Genomic DNA, 14,524 nt, shown 5'->3' with positions numbered 1-14,524 from the left:
AACCCAGGCATCTTCTAGCGCAGGCAGGTGAAGCCATCCGGCATTTCGCCTCGTCCGAGGATGCCGCGAAGAAGCGTGTAGACGTCGTAGTCGCGGGTCAACGACGCGGCCAGTGCCGCCGCCCGGCGTGCGCACCCGGGCAGTTGCACAGGCGGTTCGATTCCGGCGGCGTCAACGATGTCGAGCGTGTGCACACTCAACTCGAAGGCTCGGGTGGCGAGGTAGTCCACTGCGGAGATCGCGCCGACCGGAGTGAGCAGCAGGTCATCGTCGGCAAGTGTGTCCACGAGAGCCACACCGCGTGCGGCGAGGTCGTGGGCGTGATCGAACGGATCGTCGCCTAGCCCGACACCGGCGCGCACGCCCGCCTCGGTGATAACCGCCTGGTCGGTCACCCAGTCCAGGGCGGCGTGAAAGTACGCCGCTGGGCCGTCGAGAAGATCACCGAGGCCCTCGCCGGCATCGATTCGATCGCGGGCCGCCGCGACGTAGATCTCGATCGTGGTGAAGCCAGATCTGCACGTGTGGCCCACCAGCGAACGCATGGTCCACTCGCCGAGCGCGGGACGATCCAGTGTCGATGCCGGGACCCGGTCGACGACGTCCACGAACGCGGCGGACGAGTCGGCGTACCACTCTCGCACCGACACCGGATCGTGCAGGCTCACAACTCCAACCCCAGCAGTGCGTTCTCGAGAACCTCCGGCAGCGCGGGGTGGATCCAGTACTGGCCGCGTGCCATCTCGTGCGCCGACAGCCCGAAGCTCATCGCCTGGATGACGGGCTGGATGATCGACGACGCCTGTGCGCCGAGAAGGTGGGCGCCGAGGAGTGTGCCGGACCCGCGTTCGGCGATCACCTTGCAGATTCCGACCGTGTCCTCCATCGCCCAGCCGTATGCGACGTCGCCGTACTTCTGGACCTTGACGGTGATGTCGAGGCCGCGTTCGCGGGCCTGCTCCTCGGTGAGCCCGACACTCGCGATCTGCGGGTGCGTGAACACCGCAGCGGGAACGAACCGGTGGTCGAAGGAGGCGAGTTCGGCCGACTCCCAGCCGAGCAGGAGATTGCCCTGCACCACACGCTGCTCGTGGTTCGCGACATGCTTGAGCTGGTACGGCGAACTCACATCGCCAAGCGCCCACACGCCGCGAGCCGGCGTGCGGCCGTGGGAGTCGACCGGGACCCGGCCGTCGTCGGTGAGTTCCACACCGATCGTGTCCAACGACAGCAGGTCGCCGTTCGGGATGCGGCCGGTGGCGACGAGCAGTGCGTCGGCGTCGAGGGTGTCGCCCGAGTCGAACGTCAGTCGAACGCCGCCACCGTCGAGCATCGTCGCGCCCTTGACCTGGGTGTTCAAGTGGACGTCCCACTGCTCCGCGGCGACCTCGGTGAATCGGGCGCTGATGTCGTCGTCCATGGGACGCAGCAGTCGGGGACCGCGGGCGATCACTGACACCTCGACGCCGAGGCCCGAGAACACATGGGCGAACTCGGAGGCGATGTAACCGCTGCCGACGATGACCAGTCGCTTGGGCAGTTCCGGGAGCCTCATCACGTCGTTGTTCGTGTAGTAGCGGACACCGGACTCGGCGATGGCGTCCGGGACCGCGGACCGGGCGCCCGCGGCGATGACGACCTGTGATGCGAGAACCACATCGCCGGCCGCCGTGACCAGGCGGTACCGGTCGTCGTCGACGCCGTCGAATCGGACGTGACTCTCGTACACGGTGATGTTGGGGCAGCGATCCACGCGGTACTCGCGGCCGCCGGCGGTGATCGGGTCGATGCGGCCGAAGACTCGATCGACGATCGACGGCCAGTCGACGCTGTCGACACTCGCGTGGACGCCGTACCGACCGGCGCTCCGAGCGGCCTCCGCCACGTCGGCCGCGTACACGAACATCTTCGTCGGGATGCAGCCGACGTTGAGGCATGTCCCGCCGAACAGGTTCTCCTCGAAGATCGCGATCGAAATGTCGTCGAACCGCTCGTCAGGGATCGAATTGCCGCTGCCGGTGCCGATGACCGCCAGGTCGACGATCTGTGGTGTGCTCACTTGTCGAACTCGCTCTCCATCCAGGCGTCGACCTCGGCGTACGCCCGTTTGCGCACACTCTCGATCGACAAGAACACGTCGTGCCGCGCGTCGGTCACGGCGACGGCCAGGACTCGGCCGCCGATGCATCCGGACCATTGCGCGATCTGCTTCACGTCCAGCACGCAGTCCGCCGTGTCGACCGACGCGTCGTACTTCCCGCGGAACGACGACTTGTCGGACCGCAGGACCAAGGCCGGGACACCTACGTCGAGGCCGGCATGCACCCGTCGGTGTCCGGCGCGGACGGCGGACAACCAACCGAACGTCACCGGGAATCCGGAGAGGGGCTTGCGGACGAGGTCGTACGTCCATTCGCCGTGGACGTCGGCGTGCAGGCTGTCGCCGTACGCCGACGACAGTTCGCGGGGGAGCGACTGCATGCCGCGGACCGACCCGACGGCGGAGATCAGCTTGGACGCTGGCGTCGACCGCAACACGGCCTCGCCCTGCAGATCGAGCCAGGGGCTGTTGAGCAGAAGGCCGACGACGTGCCCGTGGCGTTCGGGATCGCTGGTCCGCAGTCGGTTCAACCACAGTGGCGTCACCAGGCCGCCCGTCGAATGGCCCGCGACGATCACCTGCGGTGTCCCGCCCGCGGCGCTCACCTCATCGGTGACGATGTCCAGTGAGGCGTTCAACTCCTCGTCGTAGAACGCGAGATCGCTGGTGTAGTGCGGCTGATGGTGAGCCTTCAGGGACCGACCGCACTTACGGAGGTCGAGCGCGTAGAACGCGTATCCACGCTCGTGGAAGAAGTCGGCGAGTTCGGTCTGGAAGAAGTAGTCGGTGAAGCCGTGCACGTACAACACCGCGCCACGCGGCGTGATGCCGTCGAGCGGGCGGCGAACGAGACTCGCGAAGATCGGATCCTCGCCGTCGGGATCCGTTGCGAGGGGGATGGTTCGGACTTCATAGCCGTCGAGAAACTCGTCAGGGCGCCAGTCGGTGGTCACGCCGACCACTCTAGTGCTGCTTCATCCGCGTGTCGGACGCGACACATTTGGAAGCACCGGTGCTACCTGTCAACGTTCGATGGTGAACAATGAGTCTCCTAGAGCGGCCCCTGGAGTGGGTCGGCAAGGATTCACCCCGACCTCGGAGGAGAGCAGCATCGTGTCGCAGAAGGTCATCAAGACGGACGTGGCGTTGATCGGCGCAGGCATCATGAGCGCGACGCTCGGCGCCCTCATTCGTCAGCTGGAGCCGAGCTGGTCGATCAGCTTGTTCGAACGTCTCGACGCGGCAGCGGCCGAGAGCTCGGATCCCTGGAACAACGCAGGCACCGGACACTCGGCGCTGTGCGAACTGAACTACACGCCTGCGGGCGCCGACGGCGAGATCGACATCACCAAGGCACTCACCATCAATGAGCAGTTCCAGATGTCGCGTCAGTTCTGGGCCCACGGCGTCGACAACGGGGTGCTCGGTGCCCCGGACGAGTTCATCAACCCGATCCCGCACGTGGCCTACTGCCACGGCGCCGACGGCGTCGAGTTCCTCCGCAAGCGCCACGCGGCGCTGTCGAGCCAGACGCTGTTCGAGGGCATGGAGTTCATCGACGACGCCGACACCTTCGCCGAGCGTCTCCCGCTGATGGGCGCAGGCCGCGACTATTCCGACCCGGTCGGTCTGAACTGGTTCACTGAAGGCACGGACGTCGACTTCGGCGCGCTCACGCAGCAGCTCCTGAACTACGTCGGCCGCGACGCCGACCTGTACTTCGGGCACGAGGTCCGCAACCTGAGCAAGCAGTCGGACGGCAGCTGGGTGATCAAGCTCCGCAATACGCGCAGCGGCGAGAAGCTCCGCGTCGAGGCCCGGTTCGTGTTCGTCGGTGCAGGCGGCGGCGCCCTCGGCCTGCTGCAGAAGTCGGGCATCAAGGAAGCCAAGGGCTTCGGCGGTTTCCCGGTCAGCGGTGAGTTCTTCCGCTGCACCAACCCCGACATCATCGCCGAGCACTCGGCGAAGGTCTACGGTCAGGCCGCTGTCGGTGCGCCGCCGATGTCGGTGCCGCATCTCGACACCCGCGTCATCAACCACGAAAAGGGTCTGCTCTTCGGCCCGTACGCGGGTTGGTCGCCCAAGTTCCTGAAGACCGGCGGCGTCCTCGACCTGCCGAAGTCGGTGAAGCCGGGCAACCTGGTGCCGATGATGTCGATCGCCCCCAAGGAGTTCGGTCTCCTCAAGTACCTGATCTCCGAGCTCGCGGCGAGCCGGAACGATCGTGTCACCACCCTGCAGGACTTCGCACCGCTCGCCGTCGGCGAGGACTGGGAGCTGATCACCGCAGGTCAGCGCGTCCAGGTGATCCGCAAGAACGGCATGGGCGGAAGCCTCGAATTCGGCACCGCCGTCGTCACCTCGGAAGACGGTTCGATGGCCGGACTGCTCGGTGCGTCGCCGGGTGCGTCGACTGCCGTCCCCGCCATGATCTCGGTCCTGGAGAAGTGCTTCACCGCCCACTTCGACGGGTGGCGCGACAAGCTGACCGAGATGATCCCGTCGTTCGGCCAGAAGCTCAACGACAATCCCGCCCTGTACAACCAGGTCTGGGACTGGACCAACCGCAGCCTGCAGCTCACCGGCGACAACGACTGACCGATGTCCGACGCGGTTCGGTACCCGTTCAGCGCGGTTGTCGGTCAGGAGCGGCTCAAACTCGCGCTGATCCTGTCGGCGGTGTCGCCGGGGATCGGCGGAGTGCTGATCCGGGGCGAGAAGGGCACCGCGAAGTCGACCGTCGTCCGCGGACTCGGGCCGCTGCTCGGCTCTGCATCACGGGTCGTCGAACTGCCGATCGGCGCGACCGAGGACAGGGTTGTCGGGTCGCTCGATCTGACCCGCGTGCTCCGTGACGGCCAGGCACACTTCACGCCCGGCCTGCTTGCGAAGGCGGACGACGGTGTCCTGTACATCGACGAAGTGAACCTGCTGTCCGACCATCTCGTCGACGTCCTGTTGGACGCCGCGGCGAGTGGTCGGGTGACCGTCGAACGCGACGGTGTGTCCCACACCCAGTCCGCCCGGTTCGTTCTCGTCGGCACGATGAACCCGGAGGAAGGGGAGTTGCGGCCGCAGCTCCTCGACCGTTTCGGTCTGGTCGTCGACGTGGCGGGCCCGCGCGACGTCGACGAACGAGTGGCGATCGTGACCGCCCGCATGGCGTTCGACGCCGATCCGGCCGGCTTCTCCGGTCGGCACGATGCCGCCGAGTCCGAACTCGCGGCACGGATCTCGCACGCGCGCACGGCGCTGCCCGACGTGGTGCTGCCTGTCTCGGAACTGCGTCGCATCGCGGGCATCTGTGCGCACCTCGACGTGGACGGCCTCCGCGGCGACATCGTGATGGCCCGCACCGCGACCGCTCATGCCGCGTGGCGCGGCGCGTCAGAGGTGACCGAGGACGATGTCCGCGTGGCCGCCGAACTGGCACTCCCACACCGTCGTCGACGCAATCCGTTCGACGAATCGTCGATGTCGGAGGAACAACTCGACGACGCTCTCCGCGCAGGCGACGACGCCTCCGCCGGCGATCAGGACGAGACTTCTCCCGACACATCCGACGACAGTTCTCCCAACTCGCCGGACGACGGTCCGTCCGACTCGTCGAGCGAAGTCGAACCCGACCCCGACGACGACGATGACCCGCCGCCGAGCGGCGGCGGTGCTCCCGGACCGCAGTTTGGGACACGACCGACAGCCGGCTCCCCGCGGGTGCGGACCTTCCGCGCCGACGGAGTCGGTGACGGCGACCCCGGTCGGCGCTCGCGCGCCCGCAGTACCCGCGGGTCGACGGTCCGTGACGTGGACTTCGGCTCCGGAACCGGCGTCCACCTGTTCGGCACGGTGCTCGCGGCGGCCCGGCGTGCGTCCGGCGACGGGATGCCGAGCCTGCAACCGGGTGACCTGCGGGGCGCCGAGCGAATCGGCACCGAGTCGAACCTTGTGGTGTTCCTCGTCGACCTGTCCGGGTCGATGACCGCCCGATCACGTCTGACCGCGGTCCGTGACGCATGCGTCGAGATGCTGCGCGACTCGTACACCCGCCGCGATCGGGTCGCGGTGGTCGTCGCCGCAGGCGCGGACGCCTATGTCGCCGTCCCGCCGACTCGCTCCGTCGACATCGCCGTCAGTCGACTGGCCCAGGTCCGGACCGGTGGTCGGACGCCGCTCGCTGAAGGGCTACAGCGCAGTGTTGAGGTGATCGATCGGTCGGCGCGCGTCGACCCGCACCGCAGGCCGCTGCTGGTCCTCCTCACCGACGGTCGCGCGACCGGCGGACGAGACGCCGGGCGTCGGGCGGACGCAGCGGCCGACGATGTCGCGCGCCGCGGTGTCAGTTCGGTCGTCGTCGACTGCGAGCAGGGTTTCGTCCGTCTCGGTTCTGCGGTGGCCCTCGCCCAGCGGCTCCGAGCCGAGTACGTGCCTCTCGACGACCTCGCCGACACCGGCCTCGCCGCGGGCATCCGCGGCGTAGCCTAGCCGTCCTTCCCGCTCCTGCCCAGCGACGCCCCTCCCTGCCCAGTGACGCCCTTCCTGCTCGCTCAACGAGCAGTGGGGTCGGTTGCTGCGCAGTGGGAGGCCGATTGTCGAGCGGGGGATGGTGAGTACGTGGAGGGCGGTGGATAGGGTGATCACATGCCTCAGGGAGTCCCCGAATCTGTCCCGAACGACGGTCTGACCACACGTCAGCGACGCAATCAGCCGGTGCTGGCGGTGCACACCGGACCAGGCAAGGGCAAGTCGACTGCAGCCTTCGGAATGGCGATGCGTGCGTGGAACGCCGGGATGGACGTCGCGGTGTTCCAGTTCGTGAAGAGCGCGAAGTGGAAGGTCGGCGAGGAGTCGACGATGACCGCGCTGGGTCGCCTTCACGACCAGACCGGCGAAGGCGGACCGGTCGAGTGGCACAAGATGGGCCAGGGGTGGTCGTGGATCCGCCGGAGCGACGACGCCGAACAGGACCATGCCGATGCGGCGCGTGCCGGATGGACCGAGATCGCGCGGCGCATCGCATCGGAACAGCACGACTTCTATGTACTCGACGAATTCACCTATCCGCTGCACTGGGGATGGATCGACGTCGACGAAGTGGTGACCGCGCTCCGTGAGCGGCCCGGCCGCCAGCACGTCGTGATCACCGGTCGATACGCGCCCGATGCGCTCGTCGAAGCCGCCGACCTGGTCACCGAGATGACCAAGATCAAGCATCCGATGGACGCCGGCCGCAAAGGCCAGAAGGGCATCGAGTGGTGATCAGCACCCGCCCGTCACGTGGGCTGAGTGTTCCGACGATCGTCATCGCCGCACCGTCCTCCGGCAGCGGCAAGACGACGATCACCACCGGACTCATCGGTGCACTCGTCGCCGCAGGTCACCGGGTTGCGCCGTTCAAGGTGGGCCCGGACTACATCGACCCCGGATATCACGCAGTGGCCGCGGGCAGGCCTGGACGCAACCTCGACCCGAACCTCGTGGGGGAGCACCGCATCGGGCCGCTCTTCGCGGCGGGGTCGGCGGGCGCGGACATCGCGGTCGTCGAAGGCGTGATGGGCCTGTTCGACGGCCGGATCACCGACGACGACGGCACTCTCGGAGTCGGGTCCACCGCGCACGTCGCATCGCTGATCGGGGCCCCCGTGGTGCTGGTGGTCGACGCAGGCGGACACAGCCAGTCGCTTGCGGCCCTGCTGCACGGTTTCGTCTCCTACGATCCAACGGTTCACGTGGCGGGCGTGATCCTCAATCGGGTCGGGTCCGATCGACATGAAGCGGTGCTGCGGCAGGCTGCGGACCGGGCGGGTCTGCCGGTGTTCGGTGCGGTCCGCCGAGCCTCCGCGTTGTCGGTGCCGTCGCGGCACCTGGGACTGGTGCCCGCGGCGGAACGCAGCGCCGAGGCCCTGGCGTCCGTCGACGCGATCACTCGGCTGGTCGGCGCAGGCATCGACGTCGAGGCGATCGTCCGTCTCGCAGCGACGGCCAGGGGCAGCGACGTCGCACTGTGGTCTGCCGCCGACGAGATGGCCGAGCATCGTGTCGACACGAGACCTGTCGTGGCAGTCGCCCAGGGCGCGGCGTTCACATTCGGTTACGCCGAGCACCCAGAACTCCTGACTGCGGCAGGCGCCGATGTGGTGTCGTTCGATCCACTGCACGACAGGCTGCCCGAGCACACGTCGGCGGTGGTGATCGGAGGAGGCTTCCCGGAGGAGCACGCCGTCGACCTCGCCGCCAACGCGGGACTGCGCGCCGACCTCGCCCGCCATGCCGCGGCCGGACGTCCCGTCCACGCGGAATGTGCGGGGCTGCTATATCTCTCGTCGATGCTCGACGGCCATGAGATGGTCGGAGCGATCGAGGCCGACGGCGCGTTCGGACCGCGACTGACCCTCGGCTACCGGGACGCAGTCGCCGTTGCCGACAGCGTGCTCTATCGCACCGGTGAACGGGTCACCGGACACGAGTTCCACCGAAGCACCGTGGACTTCCGGACGGACAGGACACCGGCGTGGGCCTGGCGCGCAGGAGAGACGAACTGCGCTGACGGCTTCGTCTCAGGTGGCATTCATGCCTCTTACCTGCATGTTCACCCTGCGGGTGTGCCCGAATCGATCGGACGGTTCGTCGCCGCGGCAGGGCGGGCCCGATGACGTTCCAAGAGGTCCGCACGGCGGTCGACGCCCTCGCGGCCAAAGACGGCAACGATCCCACGGCTCTGCGTGATGTGCTCGAGGCAGTGCTTCTGGTCGGGCAGGGTCTCGAACTCGACCTCGCGCTGCAGCGGATCGTCGACGTCGCAGCAGGTGTGCTCGACGCACGCTACTGTGCGCTCGGCGTCCGTGGTCCGGAACTGAGCCTGCAGGCGTTCGTCTACACGGGGATCAGTCCTGATGTGCGTGCGACGATGGGCCGACTGCCCGTCGGACACGGTGTGCTCGGCGAACTGCTTCACCATCCCGAGGTACTGCGCATCGAACGACTGTCGGACCACCCGGCGTCGATCGGGTTCCCTCCTCATCACCCGCCGATGAACACCTTCCTCGGGGCGCCGATCATCGTCCGCGGGGAGTTGTTCGGCAGCATCTACCTCACGGAGAAGCAGGGGGCGCCTGCCTTCACGGAGCTCGACGAGAAGATCGTCGCGGTGCTCGCCGTCGCCGCAGGCATCGCGGTCGACAACGCGCGTTCCTTCGAGAGTTCACAGACCCGCTTGCGGTGGATGCAGCTGCTCGCCGACCGAGGCAGCGAACCGGTTCGTGGGATCTCACTCGACGACACGCTGACCGGCGTGTGCGGGGACGTTGCGGTGTTGAGTCACGCCACCGACGTGTATGTGGTGACGGGTGCGGAGCTCGTCGCACACACGGGAGATCCGGTGGACGTCGTCGACGTTGCAGACACATTCGGCGCGCGTGACGCAGGTCTCGCAGTGTCCGCTGTCGACGACGAGCGCGCGTGGCTGCGCGACGGCGCGAGGTGGGTCACCGTGCAACCGATTCAGGGGCCGCCCGGGCAGTTCCGCGCGATCGTCCTGACCCACGTCGATCGTCGAGTGTGGACCGCCGAAGAGGAAGCGGGGCTCGCCGGTGTCGCACGCGTCGCGTCGTTGTCGATCGCGTACGCGCAACAGCAGGAGCTGGCACGGGAGATGGAGGTCCTCTCCGACCGGCATCGGATCGCTCGTGACCTGCACGATCTGGTGATCCAACGACTGTTCGCGATCGGCATGTCGATGCAGACGATGAAGGCCCGGCCGGCCGAACTCGACGGCCGCATGGATCAGGCGATCACTGACCTCGACTCCACGATCGCCCAGATACGAACGTCGATCTTCGACCTTCACAGCAGTTCGGGCCAGAGCACGAGAACACTCCGGCGGCGGGTGCTCGACGTGGTCGCCGAGCTCGCCGCACACGCGCCGATCACCCCGAGCGTCGCGTTCTCCGGTCCGGTCGACACGATCGTCCCGGACACCTTGTCGCCGCACATCGAAGCGGTCCTGCGGGAAGGGCTGTCGAACGCCCTCCGCCATTCCGACGCCGAGTGGATCGGCGTCCGGATCGTGGCGTCCGACAACCTCGTCGTGGAGGTGTCCGACGATGGTGTCGGCATACCGCAGGACGCTCGTCGCTCCGGTCTGCGGAACTTGGAACGCCGCGCGACAGAATGCGGCGGCGTCTTCAGCGAACGGTCCGCCCCAGGCGAAGGCACCACTCTGACCTGGACGGTCCCGCTCGCCTGAGTGGTACCTCTGCGCCGGGGGCGCGCCGCTATCGGGCGACGCATCGCCGCTGCGGTACCACTCGGGCGACAGTCTCGATCGTCTGTCTCCGACGGTCGAAGAGCTGAGTTCAGTCGACCAGTTCGCGCATGTGGACGCTGGAGTCGGGGAGGATGATCACCTCGCGGTCGTCCGTCAGGACGTGCAGGAATCCAGGCTCGGCCTCGAGGACGTACCCCTCGATGACGCCCTCGTCGGTCGTGATCCGTTCCGCGCCCATCCACGGAACGTCGTTCACTGCGGCGAGGATCAGAACGCCTGCGGCGGCGAGCATCGAGACGCGTCGACTCACCCGGAGCAATACGTCGTGCACGGCACCGGTGCGCCACCACAGCCGCATGGCCGCGATGACGAGTCCGACGGCTGCGGCGCCCAGGAACGTCCACGGGTTGCCGAAGGTGACAGTCATCGACAGTGCCATCGTCAGCAGTGTCACCGCGCCCAGCACGATCGACACGGTGATGGTGCCGCGGTGTCGATCCATCGGCCACACCACGCGCATCAGCACGATCGGCAGCAGCAGCGCGATGAACACCCCCGTTAACACAGGCTGACCGACGACCGTCCCGAACGCGATCGGAAAGGCGTCCGAGAAGTCGAACGTGTCGGCGATCGCCGCGACCGTGTGCCAATCCCAATGTGCGACGGCGAGCATGCGGAGCACCAGGAACAGCACGGCGACCGCCGCGGTCGTCCCGAGTTGAACGCTCAGTTCCCGGCCCTCGGACGGTCCACGATCGGACGCGTCGGGATCAGCGGTCACGACCGCGCAGTTCTGTCGCCAGGACGGCGACCTGGGTGCGACGCTGCATGTCGAGCTTCGACAGGATGCGCGAGACGTAGTTCTTGATCGTCTTCTCGGCGAGGAACATGCGGTCGGCGATCTGCCGGTTGGTGAGTCCTTCGCCGATCAACGTGAACACTTCGCGCTCTTGCGACGTCAGTTGGGCGAGGGGATCGGTGGGTTCGCCCTTGCGCAGCTTCGCGAGCAGCGCGCCGGTGCTCTTCGGATCGAGCAGGGACCCGCCGTTGCCCACGGTCCGTACCGCTTCGATCAGGTTGTGGCCCAGAATCTGCTTGAGCACGAAGCCCGACGCGCCTGCGAGGACTGCCGCGAGGAGTGCGTCGTCGTCGGCGTAGCTGGTCAGCATCAAACAGCGGATGTTCGGGTTCTCTGCGCGGACGTCTCGACACAGTTCCACGCCGTTGCCGTCGGGGAGTCGAACGTCGAGCACTGCGACGTCGGGTTCTGTGGAGGCGATGCCGACCCGGGCCTCGCCGACGGTTGCGGCTTCGCCCACCACAAGAAGGTCGTCTGCGGTCCCGAGCAGATCACGGAGTCCACGTCGGACGAGTTCGTGGTCGTCGACGAGGAACACGCGTACTCGGCGTCGGGTGGGGTCAACGGGTCCTGCAGTCATGCGAGCAACGTTACCGCAGGTGAGGAGTGGACTCGGGGCCCAATCGACTCGGGACCTTCGGCTCAGGACATCATCGGGTCCGCGTCGTCATGGTGGAGGCATGACTGCACTGATCGGCTCGCCGATGACCGGCTCGGACCTGCTTCGTGAACTGCTTCCCGACTGCGAGCGGGAAGTGGAACGACACATGAAGCTCACCCGCGACTGGCATCCGCACGACTACGTCCCGTGGGACGACGGCCGCAATTTCGCAGCCCTCGGCGGTGTCGACTGGGACCCGGAGCAGTCGCAGCTGTCGGAGACGGCGAAGGCCGCGATGATCACCAACCTCCTGACGGAGGACAACCTGCCGTCGTACCACCGGGTGATCGCCGACAACTTCACCCTCGACGACGCATGGGGCTTCTGGGTGGGACGGTGGACCGCCGAGGAGATGCGTCACTCGATCGTGATGCGCGACTACCTCGTCGTCACCCGCGGTGTCGACCCGGTGGAGCTGGAGAACCTCCGAATGGAACACATGACCGGCGGATACAACCCGCTGCCGGACGACGACGGCCAGCGCGACCACAGTTTCGACATGCTGTACGCGGTGGCGTACGTGTCGTTCCAAGAACTGGCCACCAGGGTCAGTCACAAGAACACCGGCAAGGCGTGCGGCGACCCGATCGCCGACCGCATGCTGCAGCGCGTGGCCGCCGACGAGAACCTGCACATGATCTTCTACCGGAACATCGTCTCCGCAGCCCTCGACGTGGTGCCCGACGAGGCGATGGAGGCGATTTTCACGATCGTCTCGAACTTCGCCATGCCGGGAGCGACGATGCCGAACTTCCGGCGCAACGCCGTGTTGATCGCCAAGGGCGGCATCTACGACCTGCCGCAGCACATGAACGAAGTGGTGATGCCGGTGTTGCGCAAGTGGCGGATCTTCGATCGCGACGACTTCGGTCCGACCGGCCAGATGTACCGGGAGAAGCTCGCCGCCTTCCTCTCGGCGATGGACGTGAAGGTCACGAAGTTCGAGGAGTCGCGCGCACGGGCCCTGGCCCGGGCCGAAGCACGGATGTAACACGTCGCCGACTACTGTCAACGGTCATGGGGCACCCTCATTACCTGGCCGGACTGGACCTGCGAGACCGACGTGTTGTCGTCGTCGGAGGCGGAAGCGTCGCGCAGCGTCGCTTGCCGAATCTGCTGGCAGCGGGCGCGGACGTGCATGTGATCGCCGTCGATCCGACACCGACGATCGAGTCCGAACCGGCGGTGACCGTCCATCGCCGGGCGTACGCCGCCGGTGATCTCGCCGACGCCTGGTACGCCATCGCCTGCACCGACGATGCGGCGGTGAACGCCGCGGTCGTCGACGAGGCGACGGCAGGCCGGATCTTCTGCGTCCGGGCCGACGACGGTTCGTCCGGCACCGCGGTGACACCGGCGTCCGGACATCACCGTGATCTGCAGTTCGGAGTTCTGGCCGGGGGCGATCACCGTCGTTCCGCGGCGGCCCGCGCCGCGATCACCGCGGCGTTCGCAGACGGCACGTCGTTGACCGTCGAGGACGACAACCGTCATGCGCCGGGTGTCGCGCTCGTCGGCGGTGGGCCCGGCGCGGCGGACATGATCACCGTCCGCGGACGCAGGCTGCTCGCCGAGGCCGACGTCGTGGTAGCCGATCGTCTGGCTCCCGTCGCACTGCTCGACGAACTCGGTCCTCAGGTGGAGATCATCGACGCGGCGAAAGTTCCGTACGGCCGCGCGATGCGCCAGGAGCAGATCAATGAGATTCTCGTCGATCGGGCCAAAGCGGGGAAGTTCGTCGTCCGTCTGAAGGGCGGGGATCCGTACGTGTACGGGCGTGGATTCGAAGAACTGCAGGCGTGTGTCGAGGCCGGTGTCCCGGTGACGGTGGTCCCCGGTGTCACGAGCCCGATCTCGGCGCCCGGCCTCGCGGGAATCCCGGTGACCCACCGGGGAGTGACCCACGAGTTCGTCGTCGTGTCCGGTCACGTCGCACCCGATCATCCGGACTCGCTGACGAACTGGAACGCACTCGCGCAGTTGCGGGGCACGATCGTGCTGATGATGGCGGTCAAGCGGATCGACGTGTTCGCCCAGGCACTGCTCGACGGAGGGCGCCCGGCGGACACTCCCGTCGCCTTCATCGAGAACGCATCTCGCCCCGATCAGCGGCTCATCCGCACCGACCTCTCTCATGCGGCGCAGGCCGCGAGTGACGAGGGACTGATCGCGCCCGCTATCGCGGTGATCGGTCCGGTCGCCGGATTCACCGACGTCGATCGTGCGGTGCTCCTGTGAACGCCCGCATCGCCGCCGGGGTATCAGGTTCACTTCTGCTCGTGGCCGCCATCGCAGCGTGGTTCGTGAATCCGGTGGTCACCGCCGTGCTCGTGGGACTGGCAGTGGTGGTGATGTCGGGGTGGCAGATGTACCGCCGCCGTGCAGGCATCGAACCGCTCCCCGAATCCGGTTTCACCACGATCGTCGTCCCGCTCGTGTTCGGCGGGCTCGCGGTCACGGCTCTCAACGGCTGGATCTACCGAATCTCCGCCGACGCGGGCTCGGGATCCGGCGACCTGCGCATGCTGATCGGGCTGATCACCGGCGTCATCGGGATGGCCGCGGCGTACGGTTACGGCCGCATCCGGGCGCAGAAGGCCCAGATCGCGGCGATCGACGACGAGGACTGACCTCAGGGTG

13 protein-coding genes are annotated in these 14,524 nt (G+C 67.3%); 8 read left to right on the top strand and 5 right to left on the bottom strand.

Translation table 11 applies throughout. The features are described 5' to 3' along the window. Positions 1 to 14: 14 nt before the first annotated feature. From WFK36_RS10440 to WFK36_RS10430, 3 genes are read right to left on the bottom strand one after another with little or no spacing between them, the layout of a single operon-like run. Positions 15 to 668: a DinB family protein gene (locus tag WFK36_RS10440; RefSeq protein WP_336791579.1), complete on the bottom strand. Its 654-nt coding sequence runs from the start codon at positions 666 to 668 to the stop codon at positions 15 to 17. Then, on the bottom strand, positions 665 to 2,059 hold the full coding sequence (gene mtr, locus WFK36_RS10435; RefSeq protein ID WP_336791578.1) for a mycothione reductase: 1,395 nt from the start codon (positions 2,057 to 2,059) through the stop codon (positions 665 to 667). Before mtr ends, WFK36_RS10440 begins: the two co-directional genes overlap by 4 nt. Further along, entirely contained in the window at positions 2,056 to 3,063 is a 1,008-nt protein-coding gene (locus tag WFK36_RS10430; RefSeq protein ID WP_336791577.1) for an alpha/beta hydrolase, read from the bottom strand. Before WFK36_RS10430 ends, mtr begins: the two co-directional genes overlap by 4 nt. A 151-nt stretch (positions 3,064 to 3,214) precedes the next feature. Between WFK36_RS10430 and mqo the strand changes: the two genes are divergently transcribed. From mqo to WFK36_RS10405, 5 genes are all read left to right on the top strand, one after another. Next, positions 3,215 to 4,699, top strand: a complete 1,485-nt coding sequence (mqo, locus tag WFK36_RS10425; RefSeq protein WP_008378467.1) for a malate dehydrogenase (quinone) — start codon at positions 3,215 to 3,217, stop codon at positions 4,697 to 4,699. 3 nt (positions 4,700 to 4,702) lie between these two features. Continuing rightward, positions 4,703 to 6,583, top strand: coding sequence for a VWA domain-containing protein (locus WFK36_RS10420; protein WP_336791576.1), 1,881 nt, complete (start codon positions 4,703 to 4,705; stop codon positions 6,581 to 6,583). A gap of 156 nt (positions 6,584 to 6,739) precedes the next feature. Beyond that, a complete protein-coding gene (gene cobO / locus WFK36_RS10415) occupies positions 6,740 to 7,357 on the top strand; it encodes a cob(I)yrinic acid a,c-diamide adenosyltransferase (protein WP_336791575.1) in 618 nt (205 codons plus the stop codon). Beyond that, positions 7,351 to 8,751, top strand: a complete 1,401-nt coding sequence (locus tag WFK36_RS10410; RefSeq protein WP_336791574.1) for a cobyrinic acid a,c-diamide synthase CobB — start codon at positions 7,351 to 7,353, stop codon at positions 8,749 to 8,751. Before cobO ends, WFK36_RS10410 begins: the two co-directional genes overlap by 7 nt. Then, the gene (locus WFK36_RS10405) at positions 8,748 to 10,343 is read left to right on the top strand and encodes a GAF domain-containing sensor histidine kinase (protein ID WP_336791573.1); all 1,596 of its coding nucleotides are present in this window, start codon (positions 8,748 to 8,750) and stop codon (positions 10,341 to 10,343) included. The genes WFK36_RS10410 and WFK36_RS10405 overlap by 4 nt, the downstream gene beginning before the upstream one ends. Before the next feature lie 109 nt (positions 10,344 to 10,452). Here WFK36_RS10405 and WFK36_RS10400 read toward each other — a convergent pair whose 3' ends face one another. Further along, on the bottom strand, positions 10,453 to 11,145 hold the full coding sequence (locus WFK36_RS10400) for a hypothetical protein (protein WP_336791572.1): 693 nt from the start codon (positions 11,143 to 11,145) through the stop codon (positions 10,453 to 10,455). Next, positions 11,135 to 11,803, bottom strand: coding sequence for a response regulator (locus tag WFK36_RS10395; RefSeq protein WP_040520887.1), 669 nt, complete (start codon positions 11,801 to 11,803; stop codon positions 11,135 to 11,137). The genes WFK36_RS10400 and WFK36_RS10395 overlap by 11 nt, the downstream gene beginning before the upstream one ends. A 100-nt stretch (positions 11,804 to 11,903) precedes the next feature. On the opposite strand from WFK36_RS10395, the gene WFK36_RS10390 reads away from it, so the two are divergent. From WFK36_RS10390 to WFK36_RS10380, 3 genes are read left to right on the top strand one after another with little or no spacing between them, the layout of a single operon-like run. Beyond that, positions 11,904 to 12,875, top strand: coding sequence for an acyl-ACP desaturase (locus tag WFK36_RS10390; protein ID WP_008382119.1), 972 nt, complete (start codon positions 11,904 to 11,906; stop codon positions 12,873 to 12,875). A 26-nt stretch (positions 12,876 to 12,901) separates the two neighbouring features. After that, positions 12,902 to 14,122 carry a uroporphyrinogen-III C-methyltransferase gene (gene cobA / locus WFK36_RS10385; protein ID WP_336791571.1) on the top strand — a complete coding sequence of 407 codons (1,221 nt, stop codon included), beginning with the start codon at positions 12,902 to 12,904 and terminating at the stop codon, positions 14,120 to 14,122. A 41-nt stretch (positions 14,123 to 14,163) separates the two neighbouring features. Next, a complete protein-coding gene (locus tag WFK36_RS10380) occupies positions 14,164 to 14,514 on the top strand; it encodes a hypothetical protein (protein ID WP_336791570.1) in 351 nt (116 codons plus the stop codon). Positions 14,515 to 14,524 lie beyond the last annotated feature (10 nt).

The organism is Gordonia malaquae, from assembly GCF_037148075.1.
Classification (GTDB): Bacteria; Actinomycetota; Actinomycetes; order Mycobacteriales; family Mycobacteriaceae; genus Gordonia; species Gordonia malaquae.
Note: the sequence above shows the minus strand (reverse complement) of the source record. Positions and strands in the feature narration are given on the sequence as shown.